The 23,468-nt window shown below is 42.0% G+C and carries 26 protein-coding genes; 14 read left to right on the top strand and 12 right to left on the bottom strand.

Annotation, left to right across the window (positions count from 1 at the left end; all coding sequences use genetic code 11):
- The first annotated feature begins 28 nt into the window (after positions 1–28).
- The 8 genes from DWX84_RS04610 (at position 29) to mutS (ending at position 7,096) form a co-directional block, all read left to right on the top strand.
- Positions 29–1,306: a DNA cytosine methyltransferase gene (locus tag DWX84_RS04610; RefSeq protein ID WP_005863765.1), complete on the top strand. Its 1,278-nt coding sequence runs from the start codon at positions 29–31 to the stop codon at positions 1,304–1,306.
- A gap of 1 nt (position 1,307) precedes the next feature.
- Positions 1,308–2,027, top strand: a complete 720-nt coding sequence (locus DWX84_RS21790; protein ID WP_229103476.1) for a hypothetical protein — start codon at positions 1,308–1,310, stop codon at positions 2,025–2,027.
- The gene (locus DWX84_RS21785; RefSeq protein ID WP_233573911.1) at positions 1,996–2,460 is read left to right on the top strand and encodes a hypothetical protein; all 465 of its coding nucleotides are present in this window, start codon (positions 1,996–1,998) and stop codon (positions 2,458–2,460) included. The genes DWX84_RS21790 and DWX84_RS21785 overlap by 32 nt, the downstream gene beginning before the upstream one ends.
- 98 nt (positions 2,461–2,558) lie before the next feature.
- Positions 2,559–2,783, top strand: a complete 225-nt coding sequence (locus DWX84_RS04600) for an ATP-binding protein (protein ID WP_048926936.1) — start codon at positions 2,559–2,561, stop codon at positions 2,781–2,783.
- Between the two features lie 27 nt (positions 2,784–2,810).
- On the top strand, positions 2,811–3,140 hold the full coding sequence (locus DWX84_RS04595) for a hypothetical protein (RefSeq protein ID WP_048926935.1): 330 nt from the start codon (positions 2,811–2,813) through the stop codon (positions 3,138–3,140).
- Entirely contained in the window at positions 3,137–3,700 is a 564-nt protein-coding gene (locus DWX84_RS04590; RefSeq protein ID WP_048926934.1) for an RNA polymerase sigma factor, read from the top strand. The genes DWX84_RS04595 and DWX84_RS04590 overlap by 4 nt, the downstream gene beginning before the upstream one ends.
- 69 nt (positions 3,701–3,769) lie before the next feature.
- On the top strand, positions 3,770–4,426 hold the full coding sequence (gene fsa, locus DWX84_RS04585; protein ID WP_005860406.1) for a fructose-6-phosphate aldolase: 657 nt from the start codon (positions 3,770–3,772) through the stop codon (positions 4,424–4,426).
- 84 nt (positions 4,427–4,510) lie between these two features.
- Positions 4,511–7,096, top strand: a complete 2,586-nt coding sequence (gene mutS, locus DWX84_RS04580) for a DNA mismatch repair protein MutS (RefSeq protein ID WP_154396195.1) — start codon at positions 4,511–4,513, stop codon at positions 7,094–7,096.
- A gap of 35 nt (positions 7,097–7,131) precedes the next feature.
- On the opposite strand, the gene DWX84_RS04575 is transcribed toward mutS, so the two are convergent.
- From DWX84_RS04575 to DWX84_RS04540, 7 genes are all read right to left on the bottom strand, one after another.
- On the bottom strand, positions 7,132–8,298 hold the full coding sequence (locus tag DWX84_RS04575; protein ID WP_048926932.1) for a 6-bladed beta-propeller: 1,167 nt from the start codon (positions 8,296–8,298) through the stop codon (positions 7,132–7,134).
- 76 nt (positions 8,299–8,374) lie between these two features.
- Positions 8,375–8,851, bottom strand: coding sequence for a DUF4252 domain-containing protein (locus DWX84_RS04570; protein WP_081024254.1), 477 nt, complete (start codon positions 8,849–8,851; stop codon positions 8,375–8,377).
- Positions 8,844–9,236 (bottom strand): hypothetical protein, encoded by a 393-nt coding sequence (locus DWX84_RS04565; RefSeq protein WP_048926931.1) that lies wholly within the window; start codon positions 9,234–9,236, stop codon positions 8,844–8,846. The genes DWX84_RS04570 and DWX84_RS04565 overlap by 8 nt, the downstream gene beginning before the upstream one ends.
- The gene (locus DWX84_RS04560) at positions 9,229–9,741 is read right to left on the bottom strand and encodes an RNA polymerase sigma factor (protein ID WP_005863772.1); all 513 of its coding nucleotides are present in this window, start codon (positions 9,739–9,741) and stop codon (positions 9,229–9,231) included. The genes DWX84_RS04565 and DWX84_RS04560 overlap by 8 nt, the downstream gene beginning before the upstream one ends.
- A gap of 11 nt (positions 9,742–9,752) precedes the next feature.
- Positions 9,753–10,208, bottom strand: coding sequence for a DUF4252 domain-containing protein (locus DWX84_RS04555; protein WP_048926930.1), 456 nt, complete (start codon positions 10,206–10,208; stop codon positions 9,753–9,755).
- A gap of 126 nt (positions 10,209–10,334) precedes the next feature.
- On the bottom strand, positions 10,335–11,282 hold the full coding sequence (locus tag DWX84_RS04550) for a fimbrillin family protein (RefSeq protein ID WP_048926929.1): 948 nt from the start codon (positions 11,280–11,282) through the stop codon (positions 10,335–10,337).
- A 502-nt stretch (positions 11,283–11,784) separates the two neighbouring features.
- Complete coding sequence (locus DWX84_RS04540; RefSeq protein ID WP_005860423.1) at positions 11,785–12,753, bottom strand: fimbrillin family protein; 969 nt, start codon at positions 12,751–12,753, stop codon at positions 11,785–11,787.
- Between the two features lie 203 nt (positions 12,754–12,956).
- Between DWX84_RS04540 and DWX84_RS04535 the strand changes: the two genes are divergently transcribed.
- A complete protein-coding gene (locus DWX84_RS04535; RefSeq protein ID WP_005860425.1) occupies positions 12,957–14,102 on the top strand; it encodes an AraC family transcriptional regulator in 1,146 nt (381 codons plus the stop codon).
- Here DWX84_RS04535 and DWX84_RS04530 read toward each other — a convergent pair.
- Together DWX84_RS04530 and ychF are read right to left on the bottom strand one after the other, a co-directional pair.
- The gene (locus DWX84_RS04530; RefSeq protein ID WP_008773214.1) at positions 14,094–15,008 is read right to left on the bottom strand and encodes a TolB family protein; all 915 of its coding nucleotides are present in this window, start codon (positions 15,006–15,008) and stop codon (positions 14,094–14,096) included. The two genes, DWX84_RS04535 and DWX84_RS04530, sit on opposite strands and share 9 nt — an antisense overlap.
- A 95-nt stretch (positions 15,009–15,103) precedes the next feature.
- Complete coding sequence (gene ychF / locus DWX84_RS04525; RefSeq protein WP_005863784.1) at positions 15,104–16,207, bottom strand: redox-regulated ATPase YchF; 1,104 nt, start codon at positions 16,205–16,207, stop codon at positions 15,104–15,106.
- A 239-nt stretch (positions 16,208–16,446) separates the two neighbouring features.
- On the opposite strand from ychF, the gene DWX84_RS04520 reads away from it, so the two are divergent.
- The 5 genes from DWX84_RS04520 to mobV all read left to right on the top strand — a co-directional run bounded on the left by DWX84_RS04520 (position 16,447) and on the right by mobV (position 21,565).
- A complete protein-coding gene (locus DWX84_RS04520; protein ID WP_122377428.1) occupies positions 16,447–17,376 on the top strand; it encodes a hypothetical protein in 930 nt (309 codons plus the stop codon).
- Positions 17,377–17,505: 129 nt separating this feature from the next.
- A complete protein-coding gene (locus DWX84_RS04515; RefSeq protein WP_042987434.1) occupies positions 17,506–17,796 on the top strand; it encodes a helix-turn-helix domain-containing protein in 291 nt (96 codons plus the stop codon).
- 4 nt (positions 17,797–17,800) lie between these two features.
- Positions 17,801–18,877, top strand: coding sequence for an AAA family ATPase (locus DWX84_RS04510; protein ID WP_057329505.1), 1,077 nt, complete (start codon positions 17,801–17,803; stop codon positions 18,875–18,877).
- A gap of 153 nt (positions 18,878–19,030) precedes the next feature.
- Complete coding sequence (locus tag DWX84_RS04505; protein WP_057329504.1) at positions 19,031–20,017, top strand: toprim domain-containing protein; 987 nt, start codon at positions 19,031–19,033, stop codon at positions 20,015–20,017.
- A gap of 192 nt (positions 20,018–20,209) precedes the next feature.
- Positions 20,210–21,565, top strand: coding sequence for a MobV family relaxase (gene mobV / locus DWX84_RS04500; protein ID WP_057329503.1), 1,356 nt, complete (start codon positions 20,210–20,212; stop codon positions 21,563–21,565).
- A gap of 212 nt (positions 21,566–21,777) precedes the next feature.
- Here the strand turns inward: mobV and DWX84_RS04495 are convergent, their stop codons facing one another.
- From DWX84_RS04495 to DWX84_RS04485, 3 genes are read right to left on the bottom strand one after another with little or no spacing between them, the layout of a single operon-like run.
- Complete coding sequence (locus tag DWX84_RS04495; RefSeq protein WP_057329502.1) at positions 21,778–22,407, bottom strand: hypothetical protein; 630 nt, start codon at positions 22,405–22,407, stop codon at positions 21,778–21,780.
- Position 22,408: 1 nt separating this feature from the next.
- Positions 22,409–22,888: a DUF488 domain-containing protein gene (locus tag DWX84_RS04490; protein ID WP_057329501.1), complete on the bottom strand. Its 480-nt coding sequence runs from the start codon at positions 22,886–22,888 to the stop codon at positions 22,409–22,411.
- A gap of 6 nt (positions 22,889–22,894) precedes the next feature.
- Positions 22,895–23,446, bottom strand: coding sequence for a DUF488 family protein (locus DWX84_RS04485; RefSeq protein ID WP_057329500.1), 552 nt, complete (start codon positions 23,444–23,446; stop codon positions 22,895–22,897).
- Positions 23,447–23,468: the final 22 nt, after the last annotated feature.

Below are 23,468 nucleotides of genomic sequence, written 5' to 3'. Positions count from 1 at the left end.
AAAAAATAGTATATAGCAAGGATCGGAAATGAAAAGAGGTGGAAAGGATATTGAATCGTTGGATAGCTTACGGGTCTTGTCCCTGTTCTCCGGATGTGGGGGCATGGATTTAGGATTCGAGGGGGATTTTATATGTCATCGTAAGTCTATATCTCCTCAAAATACGTGGGTTCAAGAGGTTATCGATGAACACTGGGTTCGTTTACAGAAGAATCGTTTTCGAACGGTCTTTGCGAATGATATATTGAAAGAGGCACAAACCGCTTGGCTTCAATATATGGATCGATTCGGATATGATAAAAACGTTTATAATACAAAGAGTATCGTAGACTTGGTGAAAGAGCATCGAGCGGGGAAAAAAGTCTTCCCTAAAAATATAGATGTCGTCACGGGAGGTTTTCCTTGCCAGGATTTCAGTGTCTCCGGTAAACGTTTAGGGTTTGAGTCGAATAAGGATCATACCGGGAAATTGCGTGAGGACGATGAGGCCTCGGAAGAGACGAGGGGTAAACTTTACTATTGGATGAAGCAGGTGATCGATATTACGAGACCCAAGATATTTATCGCGGAGAACGTGAAGGGACTAGTGAATCTGGGAGACGTGAAAAGTATTATTCAGAGAGACTTCGCCCATGCGGCTGGGGATGGATATATTGTTTTAGATCCTCAAGTTTTACATGCGGGCAATTATGGGGTTCCGGAGTCTAGAGAGCGTGTGATTTTTATCGGGATACGTAAGTCCGCGTTAAAGGTTAAGGCTTTAAGAGCGCTTCAAGAGGAGAAGATACCCAAAGCTTACGATCCTTATCCGAGTCCGACACATGCTTGCACCGTGGAAGATAAGAAACTATTGCCACCGGTGGTTTGTCGGGATGTATTTGTAGGATTGGAGGAACCGGATAGGACAGAAGATCCATCCCAGCGGTATTATTCACAGGCGAAATATATGGGAGCTCATTGTCAAGGTCAAAAGGAGATCGCGCTGGATAATATTGGCCCGACGATTCGTTCCGAGCATCATGGAAATATAGAATACCGTCGTTTATCCCGGGAGCATGGGGGCGTTATTACGGAAGAATTAGACGCCGGTTTACAAGAACGTCGCTTAACTCCTCGAGAATGTGCTTTGATACAGACGTTTCCGCCGGATTATACGTTTGTCTCCCATAAAAAGAACAGTACACGTTTTGAGTTAAGTGCCTCAGGCGCTTATAAAGTAATCGGTAATGCGGTTCCTCCGGTATTAGCGTATCATATAGCGAATCGCATACAGACTTTATGGCCGTTGTATTTTAAAAAGAGATAATATGGAAGAGGAGAATATTATTACTGTGCGTAATAGAAATCTTCAAAAAGCGGATGAGGCTTTTGCGGATTTTATGTTTATGCTGGAATCATACTTGAATGAAAAAGCAGCTGCTATTCCGGGTACGTATTGCGATTGTAAGAGTAAGGAACTGGAAAATGTAGTAGTGAACGTGATGAAAGAACTTTGCGGTAGAACTCCTTTCCGTGCGGAGGAGATACGCTTGGTTTCCGCCCAATATTTTCCAGATATTATCGCGGAGAAATATTATGGGGTTGAGGTAAAATCTACAAAAGAGAACCATTGGACATCTACGGGAAGTAGCATCGTGGAGTCTACACGTGATAAGAATGTAGAAAATATCTATATGCTCTTCGGCAAACTGGGAGGTAAGACGGCGGAGTTTAAGTGCCGTCCTTATGAGGATTGTCTCTCCGATATAGCTGTTACCCATTCTCCCCGTTATTTGATTAATATGGAATTAACGAAAGAGCAGACTATTTTTAGTAAGATGGGAGTTGCTTATGATCAATTAAGGAATGCTTCGGATTCTATAGAGATCGTTCGAAAATATTATAGGGAAAAAGCCATTAAAGCCAAAAAGAAAGCTATGCCTTGGTGGTTGGGCACTTCCGCTGAGGAAAGTTTGGAGGAGCATACGGATATGAATATAAGCCTGTGGGTGGATAATGGAGAATATGCGGATCCGGACAAGGAATAAGAGACTAAAAGCGGAGATATTTATTTTATTCCCGGAAGTAGTGAGTGGGAATTATGAGAATGCTGCCTTATGGTTATGTACGCGCCGGTCTGTTGTTAATTTTCATATGCGGGACACTTTTTCCGCTGGGGGCCAACAATTGAAACTGAATGATGAACTTCTGCCTTTTCCTTTACCGCATGTGGTTGGTGAGTTGTTAGAATCTGCGACTTTAATAAAGAACTATCTTCTTTATAGTGATGATTTAGACTTAGATATATCGGAATTCCGTCCAGAACTTATGTTGCCTAACCGATATGAGGTCTGGCTTAATGATATTTGGAAACGTATTCATCAACTAAAACCTTATAAAAGGAAAGAGACTATCGAAGAATTGGGCGGTATTTCATTGGCCGAATGGATCGATAGGAAATATACTTTGTCTGTAAAATAAGTATTCTCATAAAATATCTTTTCTTCTCGATCGTCTCCCTAAATAGAAGGACATGTCTGACTCGAGAATGAAGTTTAATAATTAAAAGAGAAGAAAAGATGTTTTGGCATAAAAAGAAGGAGGTACTCTCTTTGGAGATAGCCTCATATGATTGTACAGGATGTGGAAGTTGCGTTGATAGATGTAGGCGCGATGTGTTGAAGATGATCGATAACGGACACTGCCTGCTGGCTTCCGTGGAATATCTGGAAAACTGCGTAGGATGCGGGAAATGTGTCCATATATGTCCTGCTAAGGCGATTGAGTTAGTGACCACAAAGTAAAAACGAATAAAAAATCAGATAAGTAATATGAACGCATGGAGAAAAATAACGCACGTCGTTATATTTATCGCTGTCTTCGCGGCGATCGTAGCAGTGGTTATGTTGTTGTGGAATGCCTTGATCCCGTCTATCACGGGCTGGACGACTATCAATTACTGGCAGGCGGCAGGCTTGATGGTATTGACACGCCTATTGTTTGGGGGACCTTGGCATCACTTCGGTTTCATGGGTAACCGGAATGTGAATTGGCGGAAAGAGCATAGGCGTTTTCATGAGCGGATGGGACATGTATCTCTGGAGGAGAAAAAAGCCTTTATTCGTAGATGGATGAATGGCTTTAATGAGGAGAAAGAATGACACGGCAGACTGAAAATATACCTATATCGGATATATTCAGGAAATACCAATCTCAGCTAAAGAGTTTTATCTCTAAACGAGTCCCCTCCAAAGAGGATTGCGAGGATATCTTACAAAATGTTTTTTACCAACTGTTGAAAACAGACTCGGAGGGTACCGTGATAGGGCAAGTATCTGCTTGGCTTTATTCCGTGGCGAGGAACCAGATCATAGATCGTAGCAGGAAGCATACGGAGGAGCCAATGCCCTATAAGCAAGGGGAAGATTCGGAAGGAAGGTTTATGAATGAGATTTCTGAGTGGCTGATGGATGAGGATCAGTCCCCTGAGATGGATTTTATCCGTTCCTTGGTATGGGAGGAGTTAGAGAACGCTTTAGCGGAGTTGCCGGATGAGCAGCGTACGGTTTTTGAGTTGACCGAGCTGGAAGGCTTTTCTTTTAAGGAGATCTCCGAGGCGACGGATGTTCCGGTGAATACGCTTCTGTCCCGGAAAAGATACGCCGTCTTACATCTCCGCAAATGGCTTAACGACTTGTATATCGAATTAGTAGGCGATTGAGGCGGTTGATTTAGAACTAATAGCGAATCAGAAGGGTTATATAAATACGTAACATTAAAGTGTAAAGCTATGAAGTTTTTTATTGACACGGCGAATCTGGATCAAATCCGGGAAGCGAATGAATTGGGAGTATTGGATGGCGTGACGACTAATCCGTCCTTAATGGCGAAAGAGGGAATCCGGGGGGTGGAAAATCAACGGAAACACTATTTGGAAATTTGCGAGATCGTGGGCGGGGATGTAAGCGCCGAGGTAATCGCTACCGACTTAGAGGGCATGATAAAAGAAGGGGAGGAGTTGGCAGCTTTACATCCTAATATAGTCGTTAAAGTACCTTGTATCGAAGCGGGGATTAAAGCGATAAAATATTTCACCAGAAAAGGCATCCGTACGAATTGTACGCTGGTTTTCTCTGTCGGTCAGGCGTTATTGGCGGCTAAGGCCGGGGCTACGTATGTATCGCCCTTTGTCGGGCGTTTGGATGATATCGCCAGCGACGGGATAGAGCTGGTACGTAAGATCGTGGAAATGTATGATTATTACGATTATGATACCCAAGTATTGGCGGCTTCTATCCGTAGCACCCAGCATATCATCCAATGCGTGGAGGCCGGGGCGGATGTGGCTACTTGTCCTTTGTCCGCCATTAAAGGCTTATTGAAACACCCGTTAACGGATAGTGGGCTGGCTACTTTTCTAGCGGATTATAAGAAAGTAAACGGATAGAAAAAAAATAGTACCTTTGTGCGGATAAATTGTAAACGCATTTAAAAGATTACTATCGTGGCAAAAGTTGTGGAAACCCCTTTGATGAAGCAGTATTTCGATATAAAAGCGAAACATCCGGACGCTATCCTTTTATTCCGGGTTGGAGACTTTTACGAGATGTATGGCGAGGACGCCGTGATTGGCGCGGAAATACTGGGTATCGTACAGACCAAACGTGCGAATGGCGTGGCGCAGCATGTCGAGATGGCGGGATTTCCACATCATGCCTTGGATTCTTATCTGCCGAAGTTGGTGCGGGCCGGAAAGCGTGTGGCTATTTGCGACCAGCTGGAAGACCCTAAGTTGACGAAGAAACTGGTGAAGCGGGGTATTACGGAATTGGTGACTCCCGGTGTTTCCATCAATGATAATATACTGAATCATAAAGAGAATAATTTCTTGGCCTCTATCCATTTCGCCAAGGAGGTATGTGGTATCTCTTTCTTGGATATCTCTACCGGCGAGTTTATGACGGCGGAGGGTTCTATAGACTATATCGACAAATTACTCAATAACTTTTCCCCGAAGGAAGTCTTGATCGAACGAGGAAACAAGAAACGTTTCGAGGAGGCTTTCGGTCCTCGTTTCTTTATCTTTGAGCTGGATGACTGGATCTTTACGACCTCGGCTGCCGAGGATCGCCTGTTGAAGCATTTCGAGACGAAGAACCTGAAGGGTTTTGGCGTACAACATCTGAAATTAGGTATTATCGCTTCCGGGGCGATTCTGTATTATCTGGACCAGACCCAGCACACGCATATTTCCCATATCACCGCTTTATCCCGTATCGAGGAGGATCGATACGTCCGCTTGGATAAGTTTACGGTACGCAGCTTGGAACTGGTGGGTACGATGAACGATGAGGGAACAAGCTTGTTGGACGTGATCGATAAGACGATCTCGCCGATGGGCTCTCGTATGCTTCGCCGGTGGATACTATTCCCGCTAAAGGATGTAAAACCGATCCAAGAACGCCAAGAGGTCGTGGATTATTTCTTCCGTGAACCGGAGACAAAGGAGTTGCTGGATACGCAGTTGGAGCAGATCGGCGATTTGGAACGTATTATCTCCAAGGTGGCTGTCGGCCGTGTATCTCCTCGTGAGGTGGTTCAGCTAAAGGTCGCGCTTCGTGCGATCGAGCCGATCAAGGAGGCATGTATGGCGAGTGAGGAACCCAGCTTATGCCGGATCGGGGAGCAATTAAACGCTTGCGCCTTGATCCGCGACCGGATTGAGAAAGAGATTAATAACGATCCCCCTTCGTTGGTCAATAAGGGAGGAATTATAGCGAAGGGGGTCAACGAGGAATTGGATGACTTGCGTGCCATCGCTTATTCCGGCAAGGATTATTTGTTGAAGGTACAGCAGCGCGAGATCGAATTGACGGGTATCCCAAGCTTGAAGATCGCTTTCAACAACGTCTTCGGCTATTATATAGAGGTACGTAATACCCATAAGGATAAAGTCCCGGCGAATTGGATCCGTAAACAGACCTTGGTGAACGCCGAGCGCTATATTACCGAGGAGTTGAAGGAATACGAGGAGAAGATATTAGGGGCGGAAGAAAAGATACTTGCTCTGGAGACCCGCCTTTTCAATGAGCTGGTATTGGCCTTGACGGAGTATATTCCGCCTATCCAGATGAACGCGAACTTGATCGGGCGTATCGATTGCCTTTTATCTTTCGCCAAGGCCGCGGAGGCGAATAAGTATATCCGTCCGATCGTGAGTGATTCCGACAAGATCGACATAAAGGGAGGTCGCCACCCGGTAATCGAGAAACAACTGCCCTTGGGAGAACCTTATATCGCCAATGATGTCTATCTGGATGACGAGAAACAACAGATCATCATTATCACGGGTCCGAATATGGCCGGTAAGTCCGCCTTATTGCGTCAGACAGCCTTGATTACGCTCATGGCGCAAATCGGTTGCTTTGTTCCGGCCGAGAGCGCCCATATAGGTATCGTGGATAAGATATTTACCCGTGTAGGTGCCTCGGATAATATCTCGGTGGGTGAGTCTACTTTTATGGTAGAGATGAATGAGGCCTCCGATATATTGAATAATATGACTTCCCGGAGCTTGGTACTGTTCGACGAGTTAGGCCGGGGTACCAGTACCTACGATGGCATATCGATCGCTTGGGCGATCGTGGAATATATTCATGAGCACCCGAATGCGAAGGCGAAGACGCTGTTCGCTACCCATTACCACGAGCTGAACGAGATGGAGCGTGCCTTTAAGCGGATCAAGAACTATAACGTATCGGTCAAGGAAGTAGGGAATAAGGTGATATTCTTGCGTAAGTTGATACCGGGAGGAAGCGAGCATAGCTTTGGTATCCACGTGGCGAAAATGGCCGGTATGCCTAAAAGCATCGTGAAGCGTTCGAATGAGATCTTGAAGCAGTTGGAGTCCGAGAATCGTCAGGAAGGCATCGGGGGTAAACCTGTAAAAGCGATCGCGTCTGCCGCCGAGGGGTATCAGCTGAGTTTCTTCCAGTTGGATGATCCGGTGTTGAGCCAAGTACGGGATGAGATCAAGAACTTGGACGTGAATAATCTTACCCCCTTGGAAGCCTTGAACAAACTGAGTGAGATTAAGCGGATTATTACGGGGAAATAATCCGCTTGATCGTATTACCGATGATTGGTAATCGTTTACTTTTTAGGTCTCACCAACACTACCACCCGGTTGTCATCCTCTTCCAATGTCGCGGCTACCTCTTTTAGTTTGCCTTTCAGCTTTCCCCTTTTATAGTCCTGGCAAAGATCGGAAGCATTGATGGTAGAACACAATTCGCCTTTTGAATTGATGGGAGGAAATGTCACCATATAGATTTCTTTCTTATAAGAATAATCATCGTTGTATGTGATATAGTTGAAAAATTTCTTTTCTTGCGTATCGTATGCGAAGTACTTTCTCGGGAAACCTTCTCCTGTGTTAAAATCATATATATTCGTTACGCTTTCCATGAAATAATAACGATCGGAAATCAATCTTAAGACGACGAAAACGCCCGGATCCATGGTGTGGATAGGGGGTGTTCGTGCGATAAGCGGGCGCAAACTGTAATCAGGCATTAAGGTGTAGACCGTATCTGCAGAGGCCTCAAATAGAATCCAATTACCCTTAAAAGGAATTATACTGTTATACGGACCTGGTCCAGCTGCTCTTGTTTCTCCTTTATCATAAAGTCTTTCAACGATATGGAATAATTGCTTCTCTTTATATGGAACCGTGATTTCTTTCGTTATACTTCCATCTTGCTTCGACACAAGCAAGAACGGTACCTCAAAATTAAACTTATCATAGCAAATCAAGTTGTCCTTGTCATAATCAAGCATTTCCACGTAAAACGAACTTTTCTCGCTTCTTTGATTCAGACTTCGTTTGAAATTTCCTTCCAAATCATAAACCCTTATCTTTTTCGCATGAAAATCATTTACGAAAATCTCTTCGTTTTCTTCATCTAACGAAACCGATCTCATAGACACGTATTCTTCTCCACCTTGTCCCTTGCGATTTATTTTGCGAATAGCTTTTCCGTTCCGGCCATATACGAAAATATTGCCATCATCGTAAAAGTTTGTCACGATTATGTATTTCTCGCCAACCGCCTGCACGCATGCCCGATTGATAAACTCATCGTTTGTTTCCAGCGGAATATACTCCACATCCATGAAGTCTTGAAGGACCAACTCTTTTTTGGTTGAATAACTATCGTTTACATCCACGGTTATAAGACCATCGGTCGATGAATGGTCGCCTCCACATCCAGCCATAACAAACAGGATGATTATCCCTGTAAAAATGAATCTTTTCATACGCGTATGATTTTTGTTTAACTTATGGTGGTGAAGATACTATAAAAAGCCGATGGTTTTCACGAAATTATCCTAATTATTTGTTGATCTCACTGGTAATTTCCTGCACATCTTGGAGCGTAAAACGCCCTAACAATTGCATGACGCTGAAACCCCCATCGTCCATGTCGGCTATCATGATCAACTCCTGTATCAGTTCTCCTTGTTGCTTGACGTAGAAATTGGCTTTGGTCTTTCCGTCTTTTACTCGCATGAGTTCCTCATGGTCCTTTCCGATCAAGGCTTTGAGCTCCCCTCGCATTCGTTCCCTCAAATCCGCTTTTTGGGTGGTGAGTATTTGCAGGGATTCTATTTTCCCTTTCAGATTGGCAAGGTTGAGTCCGGCGGTTTCCATGACCGGCATCATCTGAAACATCTTCTTGGAGATATATACGGAAGTAACATCGTCCATATCCGCATATTTGTCGAAAAGCTTGTTCTGGGCAAAACAGATATTCACGCAGCAGAGAAGCAGTATTGTATATAGTTGTTTGAGTCTCATTGTATTAATCATTTAAATGTTTATTTACGATCTTGTTTATTTTTGTGATCTCTTGACCGGCTTCATTGACCTGCCCGAGACCTTTGTTTAAATTCCTAGACATGAACGCCAAGGCATTTTGGGCTACGACAGCTGCCTCTTCAGGATCGGTAAAGGTATCGGCCATAGTGGGAGCCGGACGATTTGTCTCCGTGAAGATGAGGAATAGGGCGCCAAGAATAGCGGCGGCGATTCCGCTTATCCAATAGAAGGAACGTCTTCGTGAGACTCGGGGAGATACCTCTTCTTGGGCTAGGAAGTCGATTCGTCGTTCCAGCCTTTCGGAAAGTCCCTCCGGTAAGGCTAAATCCTCTTGGAGTGCCTTGTTTATTAGTTCATCTATCTTTTTATCATCCATGACAACTTGCTTTTTCTAGTTTCTCCCGGATCAATTTGCGTGCCCGGGAAAGTAATGTTCTTATATTAGAGGAGCTAAGCCCTGTAATCTGTTCAATGTCCTCATAGGAACAATCCTCAATACCACGCAGGCGGATTACCTGCCTCTGGTTCTCGGGGAGCTGCTCGATCAGTTCCTGTATATGCCGGATATCCTCCTTTTCTTCCAGTTCCTTTTCCGGCGAGGAGTCGGTCGTTAATAGAACGGTCTCCAATGCCTCTTCGTTGTCTCTTCGGCTTGCTTTAGGCGAGCGCAGGAAATCCAGACAAAGATTCTTGACCAATGTTATGGAAAATGCTTCCGGATTCTGGATGTCTCCCAGCTCATCCCTTTTATTCCATAATTTGCAATAGGCATCTTGAAGTATGTCTTCCGCATCCGCTTTATTGTCTAATAAGGCATAAGCGATTCGATAGAGTTTAGGATGAAATGGAAGGAACCGTTGTTTAAAAACATCAACGTCCATCGGTATCGCCCTTAATGATTTCCAGTTTTGTGCTCATTGATTACCCGGTCTAGATCGGACGGGCTGATCTTTCCTTTGATACGGATTAACGCATTGTCGTTTCCTGTCGTGAATATGACCAGTTCACGGATCATATCCTCTTTTATTTTGACAAGAACTTTCGTGCGACTGTCCCTTTCATTTGCCGTGACCATCGTCTCGTAATCAGGATCTCTCAGGTTCCGTATGGCGGTAGACAGTCGGTCTTTCACCTCTTGGGCACAATTATCAAATTCAAGGATCTCTATACCGTTTACTCCCATTGTCTCGGTGAACAGGCTGGCTAGCTTCATCGTTATGTTTCCGATATTTACGGAAGTAACATCGCTTTCACCCCGGAAAGCATTGAATAATTGATCCATCTTCTGCTGCCCGTATCCTACTTGGCTGATAAGGAGGATGGCCAGTAACGCTAGTAATCTTTTCATTGTAATTGACTTTTTCGTTAATACTATGTTTTTGGATAGCCCTTCGTCCGTGCGCCTTAGAGTGGGGCTTTCACAAAGAAGACGGGATAAGGGATTTGTTTGTTACAAAAATAGGCAAAAAAAGAATTATTTTTTATTCAACTTAGGTATCCAAATGCAGGCAACTAAGTCGTGAAACTTAATCTCCTTACCATCGAAGTAGAATTTGTATGAGTATTTATATCCTTTATTCCAACAGGTGCCTTCCGGAATGATGTATTTGTAAGTCTTCCCATTGATCGTAAAGATCGCCTCAACTTCTTTTTCCCGGATAGGAGAGTAGGTAGGGACTATACGGATATTTTGCTCCTCCGCTTTCGCGTGTCGTAAAGTTACGGATGGATCTATTGTAAGTAAAGTGGCCTTGTGTGCCCCGGGAGTTCCTTTGATATTTCCGGTTACGATATCCATTGTGCCGGTATACTGCAAGGTATTACCTCCCGCACGGTTACCGATCTGTATGGAGGTTAGCTTGAATAGCCCGTTAATGTTCGAATCTTGATATATTTCGAAAGAGAGAAGTGATAACGCGTAATTCATGGAGAGTTTCGCGAGCGGAGATTTACGGTTAACCTCTTTTTGACCTTGCGAGAGCCTCCCATATTTATAAAAGGGGGTTTCCGCCGCGATTGGGGATATTTTGATCGGTATGGAAGTGGGATCTAACGGTATTTGTACTTTATAAGGTGAGTAAGCGTAGATCATGACTGGTCGATTAGATCTGAGGAATACCTGCGGTGTTTGTTTCCATTTTAAAGAACCTTTTGATGAGCCTACAGCCTTTGATTTTACGTTTTTATAAAGAGATGCGCCTTTATATAAACTGTCTTGATTACCATAGGTTATAAATAATCCTATTTCGGACCCTTCGGGCAGAATTTCGGTGAATACTGAAGAACCTGCCGTATAGGACCGGGTGGTCATTTCAAGAACTGACTTTCGTGTGGTTGATTTCTCTTTGGACATCCACTGCTGATTTTCATGACATCCGGTAAAGATGATTAACAAGATCGTAATTAATAATAATTTGTTCATTTTGTCTAATGTTTTAATGGAACCTTTCAAACAATAAACATTTGAGCCAATATAGTTTATTATTCTATTACTATTAATTATCATTCCTGTTATAAAATGATATTTTTATATATTATATAGTAACGATTGTTTTATCCTCTTAATACGCAAAGTAACCTGCTTTATTGTATACTATAATAATCAATATATCCAAGAGATATAAAGATATTATTAAACGGGTCTCGTTCTTGTAATAGTCAAATAGAAGAGTGTTTTTGGCGATAAGTTGAGAGGGAATGATAGCCCTTGAATGTAAAAGGGTATTTGGACGAGACCCGTTGTTTCTCTTATTGAGAGAATATATAGAGTCGGCTGAGTGAAAAACACATCGTACGGGTAGTGACGCCGATGGTCTAATTCGCCGGAATGATAGAGCCAATTGTTATTTTCAGTGTAGTTGCCGGTGGCAAACGGATCAAAGCTTGCCACGGCATTACACCTTAATAACCACAACATAAAAAACTTACATGATATTGCCAATCAATCCTTCGTCGTTACCCGGTAACCAGTCTGTGATAGAGACGTCTCGCAATTGTAACGACCTTCCGTTAAAGCTTAGCTTATATAAATATTTTTTCCCTTTTTCCCATTGGGTGTTAGCGGGTATGTCAAATTTGTAGGTTTCTCCGTTGATCGTGAATAAGGTCTCCACGTCTCCGGTTCCGATCGTGCCGGAAGGTGGAATTACCATGAGCCGCATAGGATCACAATATTTCTCGTTGATGAGGGTAACTGGATTCGTCAAGGATAATACCGTGGATGCGGACGTGCTACGGGCGGTAGAACCGATGATATCGCCTGTCGTGATATCGAGGGTTCCTTCGCTGACTAAAGTTGTTCCACCGGGCTTATTTCCTACTTGAACGGAACTTATAATAAAGGCACCTGTCTTGCCTTTGCTTAGGTTCAGCTGGAAAGATATAAGCGATAGGGCATGATTCATGCTGAGTAATACAAGTGGCGAGGTACTGTTGACTGCTTTTTGTCCGATCGCATGGGTTCCATACATATAATCATCGGTCTCCAATGCGTTCGGGGCCAGTTTAACAGGTATCTGCCGGGCGTTAAAATTTATATCTTCTTGATATGGATAATATGCGTATATCGTAGCTTCATTAGAGTCGAGGATCACTTCCGGACTCTGTTGCCACCGGATTTTTCCATTCACTCTATAAGCTTTTACGCTTACGTTTTTATAAGTGGATATGCCATTGTATAAATCGTCGACTGTACCGGACGTGATTTGTAGTCCGAGCATAGAGCCTTCTTTAAATTCTTGTATAAAATTGGTGGATTTTGTAGTTAGGATACGAGTCGTTATTTGGAGTGGTTTTTCATTCCAGCCGATATTCTCAAGACCTCCGAAGTCTTTGTCGTTGGAGCAACCCCAAAAGCTTAAAATCATACTGGTAAAGAGTACTAAATTTCTCATTATTTTACTTATTTTTGTGTGAAACTTCTGGATGCAAATATCGGGTGGTTAAGGGGAAAGGGAGGTGCATACGGTCTAAAACGTCGGTGAAATCGTATAAAATTAGATCGTTCAAATTGTCTAAGGCGTTCATATTGTTAACTGAGGGGTCAAAAAGAACATTCGGGGGGCGTATTGTTTAATAGATAGGAGGTAGTGTTATTATGTTGGATAAAATTCAGTTTCTACTAAGCTTACAGATATTAGGCTTTTGTGTTTTTGGTGGTATTACCCTGCTACTACGGGCCCGTGAGAATAGGGCAAAACAGATTTTGGGGTGGAGTATGTTATTATGGGCGTTTTTAGCGGCGGTACGAGTATCGGTTAACCTGTATTTAGAGGATTCAAAAGAGATATTTCATCCGGATGTGCTGATTATGGGATGTATTGTGGTAGCTACATTGGCTTGTTACGTGATAGAAGTGTTACGACCTTGCTATATGACCGTTCGCCGTTTCTTTATTTTTACCAGTCCGATATGGGTATTGGGTATTTCTTTTTTGATTTACCGGCTATCCGGTGGAAATATTCATCGTTATAACTCTTTTGGCGAGGTATTCGATACCTTGAATCTGGATGTGGTTATAAGGCTTTTGATTTTATTTTTCACGCTTCTGTATATGATCGTTCCTATTTATCTGATCTTGCGCTATAGTGAGGGATTTAAGGTGTATTTAAGGGAAAATGTATCGGACCCGGAAGATTATGATCTGGACTGGTTGAAAAAGACCATGCTGATCCTTTCTTCTATGTATATTTTTTATTTGGTATTGTTGTTTACGGATCGGGTTAGCCTATATGTAATCGACAAAACGTTTTTATTGGTTTTATGGTACTATTTCTTTTATAAGGCCTTGTTCCTAAAGGTTATCCATTTGGATCACACATTCGAGAGCGGATGGGGATTACCCGATTTGGAGGAGGATACGGATGATGATCAAGGTAGTGAGGAACAGAAAGGCATCATACGCCAAAGGTATGTTGAGGAAGTACAGGCGTGGTTTGAACGTGAAAAGCCCTATCTACGGGAAGATTTGCGCTTAACGGATTTACAGCGGATCTTCCCGATGAGCCGTTCTTATCTATCCCAATTGTTTAATAAAGAACTAGGTTGTTCCTTCTCGGATTACGTAAACCATTTCAGGGTAGAGGAAAGTAAACGTCTATTGGAAGCCGAACCTCTGGCCAGTATACAAGAGATAGCCGAACGTTCGGGCTTCCATTCTATCAGTACGTTCCGTCGTGCGTTTATTAAGCAGACGGGGGTTATTCCTTCCGAATACAGGAGAGACGGGAACGAGTCAATTTAACCGGTAGCTGACGAAAGCGAATCGTTTGCTATCGGGTGCCCAAGAGTTTACGTTTATGGTACCTTGGCCGCCGAATAGTTTGACTAAAGTCTTAGGTTCTCCGCCCTCGGCCGGCATAAGGCGTAACTCTACGTTTTTATTGGCGAGGTGCTGTCCGGGTTCCAGATCTCCTTTTGTATAGGTGATGAAAACGATTTGTTTTCCATCCGGAGAGATGTGGGGAAACCAAGAATTACGGGTCTCATCGAATGTCATTTGGGTTTGTTCGGAACCATCCGCTTTCATGCGCCAGACTTGCATAAGCCCGGTACGTACGGAGTTGAACCAGATATATTGTCCGCAAGGTGAGTATTCGGGGCCATCGTCCAAACCTTCGGCTGTCGTAAGACGTTTTTCTTCTCCGCCTAGGGAAGGAATGACGTAAACATCAAAATTACCGTTTCTTTCAGCGCAATAAGCGAGTTGTTTTCCGTCGGGGCTCCACCCGTGTAGGTAGCTAGGACCGAGTGGGGTAATCAACCGGGGAACACCTCCTTCGAAAGGCAGGGTATAGACACGCGATTTACCATCTTCTTTTGTTCCGTTACTGATCGCTATTTGTTTGCCATCCGCAGAGATCACATGGTCGTTGTTGCAACGGGTCGCATAGTCGCTATTGATTAATTGCGGCTCGCCCGGAGATTCCGGAGAGAGCTTATATAATTTTCCTCCACTATTATATACAAGCCAATTACCATCCGGAGTCCAGTTAGGTGCCTCGATTAAAAAAGGGAATTCCTTGACAACGGAACGTTGCCCGGTCGTAATGTCCATCACTTCCAGCACACTAGTCACATTCTTTTTTTGGGCATGCGTACAAAAAACGGCGATACACATACAAAGTACAGAATTGAGAAAACGTTTCATATACATATAGATTTAAAGGATATAAGAAAACCGGGTAAAATTAGCTTTACGCTATTTTACCCGGTTTCAAAGATATAATTTATTTCGATTACTCTTTATACATTGAAACGGAAATGCATGATATCTCCATCTTGCACAACATATTCCTTACCTTCAACGCTCATCTTTCCGGCCTCTTTAACAGCAGCCTCGGAGCCATAAGCGATATAATCCTCGTACTTGATCACCTCGGCACGGATAAATCCTTTTTCGAAGTCCGTATGGATAACACCGGCGCATTGAGGAGCTTTCCAGCCTTTATGGAACGTCCACGCACGACATTCGTCCGGTCCGGCGGTCAAGAAGGTTTGCAGATTCAATAATTTATAAGCCGATTTAATCAAACGGCTTACGCCAGACTCTTCCAATCCGATCTCTTGTAAGAACATCTGGCGTTCCTCATAGGTATCGAACTCAGCGATCTCGCTCTCGATCTTAGCGGCGACTACTAAAATCTGGGCATCTTCGTCTTTAACCGCCTCACGTACGGCATCTACATATTTATTGCCATTTACGGCGCTAGCCTCATCCACGTTACAAACATACATGACAGGTTTATCCGTCAGCAAGAATAAATCGTGGGCAATGCGCTCCTCGTCTTTCGTATCAAAAGAAACGGTACGTGCGCTTTTTCCTTGTTCTAAAGCCTCTTTGTATTTACAAAGTACCTCGTAAGCGATCTTGGCTTGCTTATCACCTCCGGTTTGCGCTTGTTTTTGCACCTTGGCGATACGGCTGTCTATCGTTTCCAAATCCTTGATCTGAAGCTCATAGTCAATGATCTCCTTATCACGGACCGGGTCTACACGTCCGTCCACGTGCACGATATTATCGTCGTCGAAGCAACGCAATACGTGCAAGATAGCGTCTGTCTCACGGATATTAGCCAAGAACTTATTGCCCAGTCCCTCGCCTTTACTCGCTCCTTTCACCAATCCGGCGATATCCACGATCTCTACGGTGGTGGGGATCACTCGTTGCGGATGTTCGATTTCCGCTAGTTTATTCAGTCGCTCGTCGGGTACGGTGATCACGCCTACATTCGGTTCGATCGTACAGAACGGAAAGTTCGCTGATTGTGCCTTCGCGTTGGATAGGCAATTGAAAAGGGTAGACTTTCCTACGTTCGGAAGTCCCACAATGCCACATTGTAAAGCCATATTATTATAGTATTTTTCTTATTATCAATTAGTTATATATCTCTGTAAAATAGACGAGTAACAAAATGGTAACAATATAAAGTTAAAAAAGAATAATTGTCCCTTCTACCTCGTTTTGGTGTGCAAAGATAATCAATTTTAGGCTAATGCGGTTATCTTCTTATACTTTCTCTTTTGTCCATTATTAGTTTTTAAGTAGAATCGTTATCTTTGCTCATATTAATGAAACAGAGAACATTATGGAAAATACAGAGTTTAAAGCTAAATTTGACAATATACAAAGGTTATTTGACCGTTGCATTAACCATGCCTATGAAACCTTAGAAAGAAGTATTTATATGAAATCCCAATACCTGAATATGGAACAGGTGGAAGAATTGGAAGGACAAGAGTATATTCGTGCTGCTGATGAATTAGCGAGTTTGTATATGAGTTATTCTGTACTAAGTGAGATACAGCGTTGTTATTTCATACATGACTTCTTTTGGGAAAGCGGTTTTTATGAAGCCTTGAAGCCCGATGAAAAAAGAAAGTACCTTTTATTCTCTCCTCTTTCATTTGATTATTCCCGATACGAACAGGACAATTCAGCCTATGATGAAGAACTGCCTTATTTTTCTGTAGTGGTTAAAACCGTTGTGTTGGAAAGATATTCAGCATACTTGCGAAAAAAGAAAGAAGATAGAGCGCGGGCAGAACTGGAGCCACAGCCGGAACAGGAAGTACAGAAGCCGACAACAAACACCGAGCTTCCGATAAAAGTCGTACCCCCTATTGCTGAAACGGAAAATCCGTTTGGTTCAATTCTTAATGACAAACAGATAGAATTGATTGCAGATTGCATCAACGAGGTTAAAATGTTCAATGCCTCTGTAACTGTTGATGATTTGAAAGCGATACTCTCCTGTAAACCTAATGCAATATTAAGGTCAAATAATAATAGATATGTAGCTTTCCTTTTTTCGGAATTAAGTAATAGGTCTTTGATTACCGGTAATTGGCAATCGGTTATTGCCAATAATAAACTGTTTCTTTCCAAAGACAAAAGTAGGGATAAATACCTCAATCAAGGGGATTTAGCCACAGCAACCAATTATGTGAAAGGTATCTCCCATGAGAAAGGATTTGCAACCATATACAACTATATCAAACAACTGAAAAGACTTTAAGAATAGGTTAAGACCTTAAACATAACTTAATCCACTATCAAGCTAATCCTCAATACATTTGCCCTCGTTAACGAAAAGAAAACGAGGGTGCGCACCTTCATATTGTTTCACTAAATCCAAAAAAGCAATATGGATAAGACATTAGAGATGCGAGTTGAGGAACTCGAACAGATGCTGTTTTTAACTAAGAATGTGCTTAGCTTTGATGAAGCGAGCAAGTTTCTTAACCTTTCCAAAAGTTACCTGTACAAACTGACTTCGGGTAACTTGATACCCCACTATAAACCGCAGGGCAAGATGCTGTTTTTTGAACGGGCAGATTTGGAGGCGTGGCTACGCCAAAATCCTATCAAGACACAGGCGCAAATAGAACAGGAAGCGCAGAAGTATATCCTTAGTAACCGTCCTTTAAAAAAGTAAAACTATGGAAGACAAAAAAGTGACGGAAAAGAAGAAAGAGGATGCAGCAATAACAAGAGAAGATTTTGCAGTCCTTTGGAAAACCATTCATTTGAAGATTACCGATACTTACGATGTGCCACCCGAAATCCTTTGGGTAAATGGTTCAACTATTGGAACACTGGGAAATTTCAGCGCATCCACAGGTAAAGCCAAAAGCAAAAAGACATTCAATATTTCTGCTATTGTGGCAGCGGCATTGAAGAATGATGAAGTTTTGCAATATTCAGCGTTCCTGCCCGAAAACAAGCGTAAAATTCTGTATGTGGACACAGAACAGAGCAAATACCACTGCCATAAGGTGATGGAACGCATCATGCGTTTGGCTGGTCTTCCTACTGATAAGGATAGAGAGGATTTTATCTTTGTCGTGTTGAGAGAATGTACACCCGACAAGCGAAAGCAGATAATAGACTACATGCTTGCTAATATGGAGGGTATAGGTCTTGTGATTATAGACGGTATCCGTGATTTGATGTACGACATCAACAGCCCCAGCGAATCATCCGACGTCATCAATTTGCTAATGCGTTGGTCAAGTGAGTATAATTTGCATATTCACACCGTATTACACTTGAATAAAGGGGATGATAATACACGTGGGCATATAGGAACGGAACTTAACAACAAGGCTGAAACCGTCCTACAGATAACCAAAAGTACGCAGGATGTGGATATTAGCGAAGTAAAGGCGATGCACATTCGAGACAAGGATTTTGAACCGTTTGCATTTCGCATCAATGAAACTGCATTGCCCGAAGTTGTGAAAGATTACGTTTTTGAACAACCTAAACAGAATCGCAACTTTCCACTTACAGAACTTACGGAGCAACAGCATCGTGAAGCGTTAGAAAACGGATTTGGAAAGGATGTAGTGCAAGGCTATCCCAATGTTATCGCAGCCTTGAAAAAAGGTTACGCAAGTATCGGTTTTGAACGTGGGCGCAATATTCTCGTGGACTTGAACAAATTCCTTGTAAACAAGCGCATGATAATAAAAGAGGGAAAAGGCTACAAGTACAATTCTGATTTCCACTACTAAAAGTAAGTTTGGTTTAGTCCGTGTGTATATATAAAAGGAATGGACTTCTTTTTAACGAACCACTATACAAGGTCAGTTTAATACACTCCGGGTGTATATATAGCGGACTAAACGGAACTGATTCAATTATTCATTTACCAATACATTCAGATTATGACAATCGAAGAATCCAAAAATATAAAGTTGGCAGACTATCTGCACAGTTTAGGCTATAACCCGATAAAGCAACAGGGCAATAGTCTTTGGTATAAATCACCGTTGAGAGAGGAACAAGAGCCTTCTTTCAAAGTGAACACAGACCGCAATTTATGGTACGACTTTGGAGCAGGAAAAGGCGGCAACATCATTGCATTGGCACAGGAACTTTACGCATCCGACAGTTTACCCTACCTTTTAGACCGTATAGCGGAGCAAAGCCCCTCTATCCGTCCCGTTTCTTTTTCCTTTCGCCAGCAGTCATCAACCCAACCGAGTTTCCAGCATTTGGAAACAGTGCCGCTTTCTTCTCCTGCTTTGTTTGCATACTTGCAGGATAGAGGCATAAATACAGCACTTGCGAAAAAAGAATGTATGGAAGTCCGTTTCTCGCTTAACGGTAAATGGAACTTTGCCATCGGCTTTCCTAACGCATCGGGAGGTTATGAGGTACGCAATAAGTATTTTAAAGGCTGCATAGCTCCTAAAGACATCACCCATATACGGCAGACTGGAGAACCTAAAGAAATCTGCTATGTGTTCGAGGGGTTTATGGACTATCTTTCTTTTCTGACCTTGCGACAGAAAAATTGTTCTGATTATCCCGACTTTGACAAGCAGGACTATCTTATTCTGAACTCTGTTTCCAATCTTTCCAAAGCCTTGTACCCGTTGGGGAACTATGAGAGAATACATTGTTTTTTCGACAATGATACGGCAGGGATAAGAGCCGTACAGGAACTTTATAAAGAGTACAGTTTCCGTGTCCGTGATTCCTCGCGCATTTATAGTGGCTATAAAGATTTGAATGATTATTTGTGTGGAAAACGGTTGATACAGTCGGCAGACTTGACACAGCAGACCAAACAATCACAGACGGTCAAACAAGCCGACAGGCAGGAACAACAACCAGCCAAAAAGAGAAGCAGAGGGTTTAGAATGTAGTTGCCGCACGCTTCCCACAGGCTTTTGAGTAAGGAAAAGCCATAGCTCAATAGGGCGTTTTCTTCACGCAGTGCAAGCACCGCTAAAAACACCCTATCGAGCAAAGGGGCGATGCCCCTTTTGAAACCCCGTGAACCATGCGGCGAATGTGCGAGGCAAACGGAATTGTCTAACGAAAAAACAGTATTCAATATGGGATATTTTACTCTTGATTTCAAGAAAGCAAAGGGAGCATCCGACGCTCGTATGTCCGACCATATCGAGCGCAGGGTGATAGCTCCGAATGTGGATTCTACACGTACACATCTTAATCGTGAACTGGTGGAACTTCCCGAAGGTGTGACGGTACGTGATGAAGCGATAGCACATCGCATCAAGTCGGCAGGCATCAAACGGAAGATTACTCCCGACCAAGTAAGGGCTATCCGTGTCATGATGTCGGGAACACACGAGGATATGATGAAGATACAGCAAGACGGGCGTATGAATGAATGGTGCAACGACAGTATGGAATGGTTGCACAAGACTTTCGGACGGGAAAATACCGTTTCAGCAGTTCTGCACATGGATGAAACTACACCTCACATACACGCCACCATCGTACCGATAGTAACGGGAGAGCGCAGGAAAGCAAAACAGAAGCAAACGGAGGGTAAGCGTTCCTACCGAAAGAAAGCGGATGCAGCCCGGCTATGTGCTGATGATGTATTGAACCGTGACAAGTTGATAGGCTACCATGACGACTACGCCAAAATCATGGATAAATACGGTTTGCAGCGTGGCGTGCGTGGTTCGGAAGCAAGGCACGTCACCACAGCCCAGTATTACCGTGATTTGAAGCGGCAGACGGGCAAACTGGAAACGGGCGTGCAGCAACTCCAAGAGGAAAGGGAGGAAGCTGAGAAGCAGTTAAAACAGGTTAAGAAAGAAATAGGAACGCAGAAACTTGAAGCGGTCAAGACCGAAGCAAAAGCCGCTCTTATTGCAAAGGTGGGTTCTCTTTTGGGCAGTGGGGAAATCAAGGAGCTTAAACAGGAGAATAGGCAACTGTATGAAGAAGTTACCACTCGTGACGAAAGTATAGAAAAACTGCAAACCATGGTGCAGGAGCAGCAGAAACAACATCGTAAGGAATTAACAGAAGTACAAGCGAAGCACATTGAAATACTGAATGAGAGGGATAAGGAAATTTCACGTCTTAACCGTATCATTGAGAAGGCGTGCAAATGGTTTCCATACTTCATGGAGTTACTCCGCATTGAAAAGCTATGCCGCCTTGTCGGTTTCAATCAGGAATTGACAGACAAACTTGTAAAAGGCGAGCCGATTGTGTGCAGTGGAAATTTGTACTCGGAAGAATATAGACGGAAATTTACAACGGAAAAGGCAGGTTTTCAAGTAGTGAAAAATCCGACAGATAATACGAAGTTGGTTCTAAGTATTAACAGACAACCGATTTCCGAATGGTTCAAAGAGCAGTTTAACAAACTACATCAGAACATACAGTCAAAACAGGAACAGAAAAGGAGCAAAGGATTTAAATTGTAAATTCTTTATTTAGCTAAAATATACAAAAGGTCAAATCTAAAATAATTCACGATTTGATATTTTGTATATTTATAGAATAGATTTACTGATTAGGTTTAGTCTATTCCTTTGTCTATATGTTCAAAACAAACTAAACTCATTTGTATGAACAGCAGCAAAATAGGGGCTGGCGAAAAGAGAAATGTTTTTCTGTTTTTCGCCAGTTTATGTTATTATTTGTACCAGCCCGATAATTGTAAATAACACCTGTTTTCAACTTCAACATCATTTGGTGACCACCATCGTGCAAGAGAAACACGTAATAATGTTCCTTTGGGAATTATGTCTTCTGTAGGTTGTAGCCCTACATATTTAATTTGTATCTCAGAACTCCAAGGATCATCGGTTTGGTATTTATACCGAACTTTTCCTTTAGAATCTATACTTTTTATTAGGTCTTTATCGGCAATCCAAAAAGAAACACTGTTTTGTGGAATTTTTGAAGAATTTATGTATCCACTTCCATTAGTTGTAAATTTTAGAGCCTTATCAAATAAATTATCAATATTACCTCTGCATATACTGATATTTCTTTTTGTTATAAAGTCAATCATGCTTATGCCATCTTTTAGTCGTCCTACATATTTAGAACTTTGTACTAAAATGTCTTCGATATGGGGTGGGGTCGGATTTTGTTTTTCTATGAATGTAATATCATAAGCCTCATTGATTTTAAATGGACAATCGTCAGATTGATTGTGACCATTGTTATCAAGCAATCGTACAAATCTTCCATCAAAAGTTATGCCTCCAACGCATACTCCTGTATTCATGTGTGTTTTTGATACTATTAGAACTTTCATTTTATAGGTGTTTAATGAAATTATTGTATTTAAGGTGTAAAGCTTTTGCTACTATAGAACGATGACATGCTTCAGGATGTTCTTCAACGCAGAATAGAGCTATTTTCTGAGAATTGTTTTCTTTTAATGTATGTATTAATGTATCAAAATTAAACTGTGATAATATTTTGTTCTTATACTCAATTTCAAATACTTTTCCGATTTCTATCCGAGCAGATTTCGATATTCCATTCTTCTTATCTATTTCTTTTTGTAGCTCTCGAATTTCAGTAGTTGGAGATAATTGGCTTATATATAAATATTTAATTCCATATTCTTTTAATTTGTTTTGTAAATAGGTACTATTTACATATGCGTATTTTTTACCTCTAACTCCTCTTCGTTGTCGAATATCGCAAAATGTATCTATTCCATTTTCTTTTAGCTTTGTAAAGAAAGATTGTTCTGTAGAGCCATATACCCCAATTGTGTAGAATTCCATATTTTATTAGATGTATTTTTTTCTTGATGTGAAATGTTCTTCGCCAAATATGGTATTAAGACCATCGCCATTAGTTAGTTCGAAAATTACTTGGTTTTGTGTTTTCTCTTTCTCAATACCAATGATATGTCTTAATTCAATTCCCATTTTTTGTAGTTCAACTCCAATGAGTTTTGCTCTATGGCATTCTTTGGGATTGCTTTCACTGCATAAAATGCAAACATTAAATCCTTTACTATTTGCATTTTGTAATCTTTTTAATCCTTCGATGAAAAACTCTTTGTTTTTTAGCTTGTTATAATCGACTTTACCATCAGTATAACACGTTCTATCTAAAGGTAATCCCCCTAATAAATCTCCCATATATCCATACTTAATGTGGTATTCTTCTACAGAATATTTGAGGAAGCCTTGGTTAAAATGAGTATAAAATTTAGAATATGGTTTAGAGCGTATATCAACAAGAAACTCAATATCGAAACTTTGTAGTTCCAATATAAGCTCTTTGATATCCTTGCTTCCATGTCCTATGGAAAATATGTGACTTAATTGTTCCATATATTCTTTTTGAATAGATTCT

It is taken from the genome of Parabacteroides sp. AF21-43 (assembly GCF_003635435.1).
GTDB classification, from domain to species: Bacteria; Bacteroidota; Bacteroidia; order Bacteroidales; family Tannerellaceae; genus Parabacteroides; species Parabacteroides distasonis.
The sequence above is the reverse complement of the archived record's forward strand: the minus strand, read 5'-3'. Positions and strand labels throughout refer to the sequence as shown.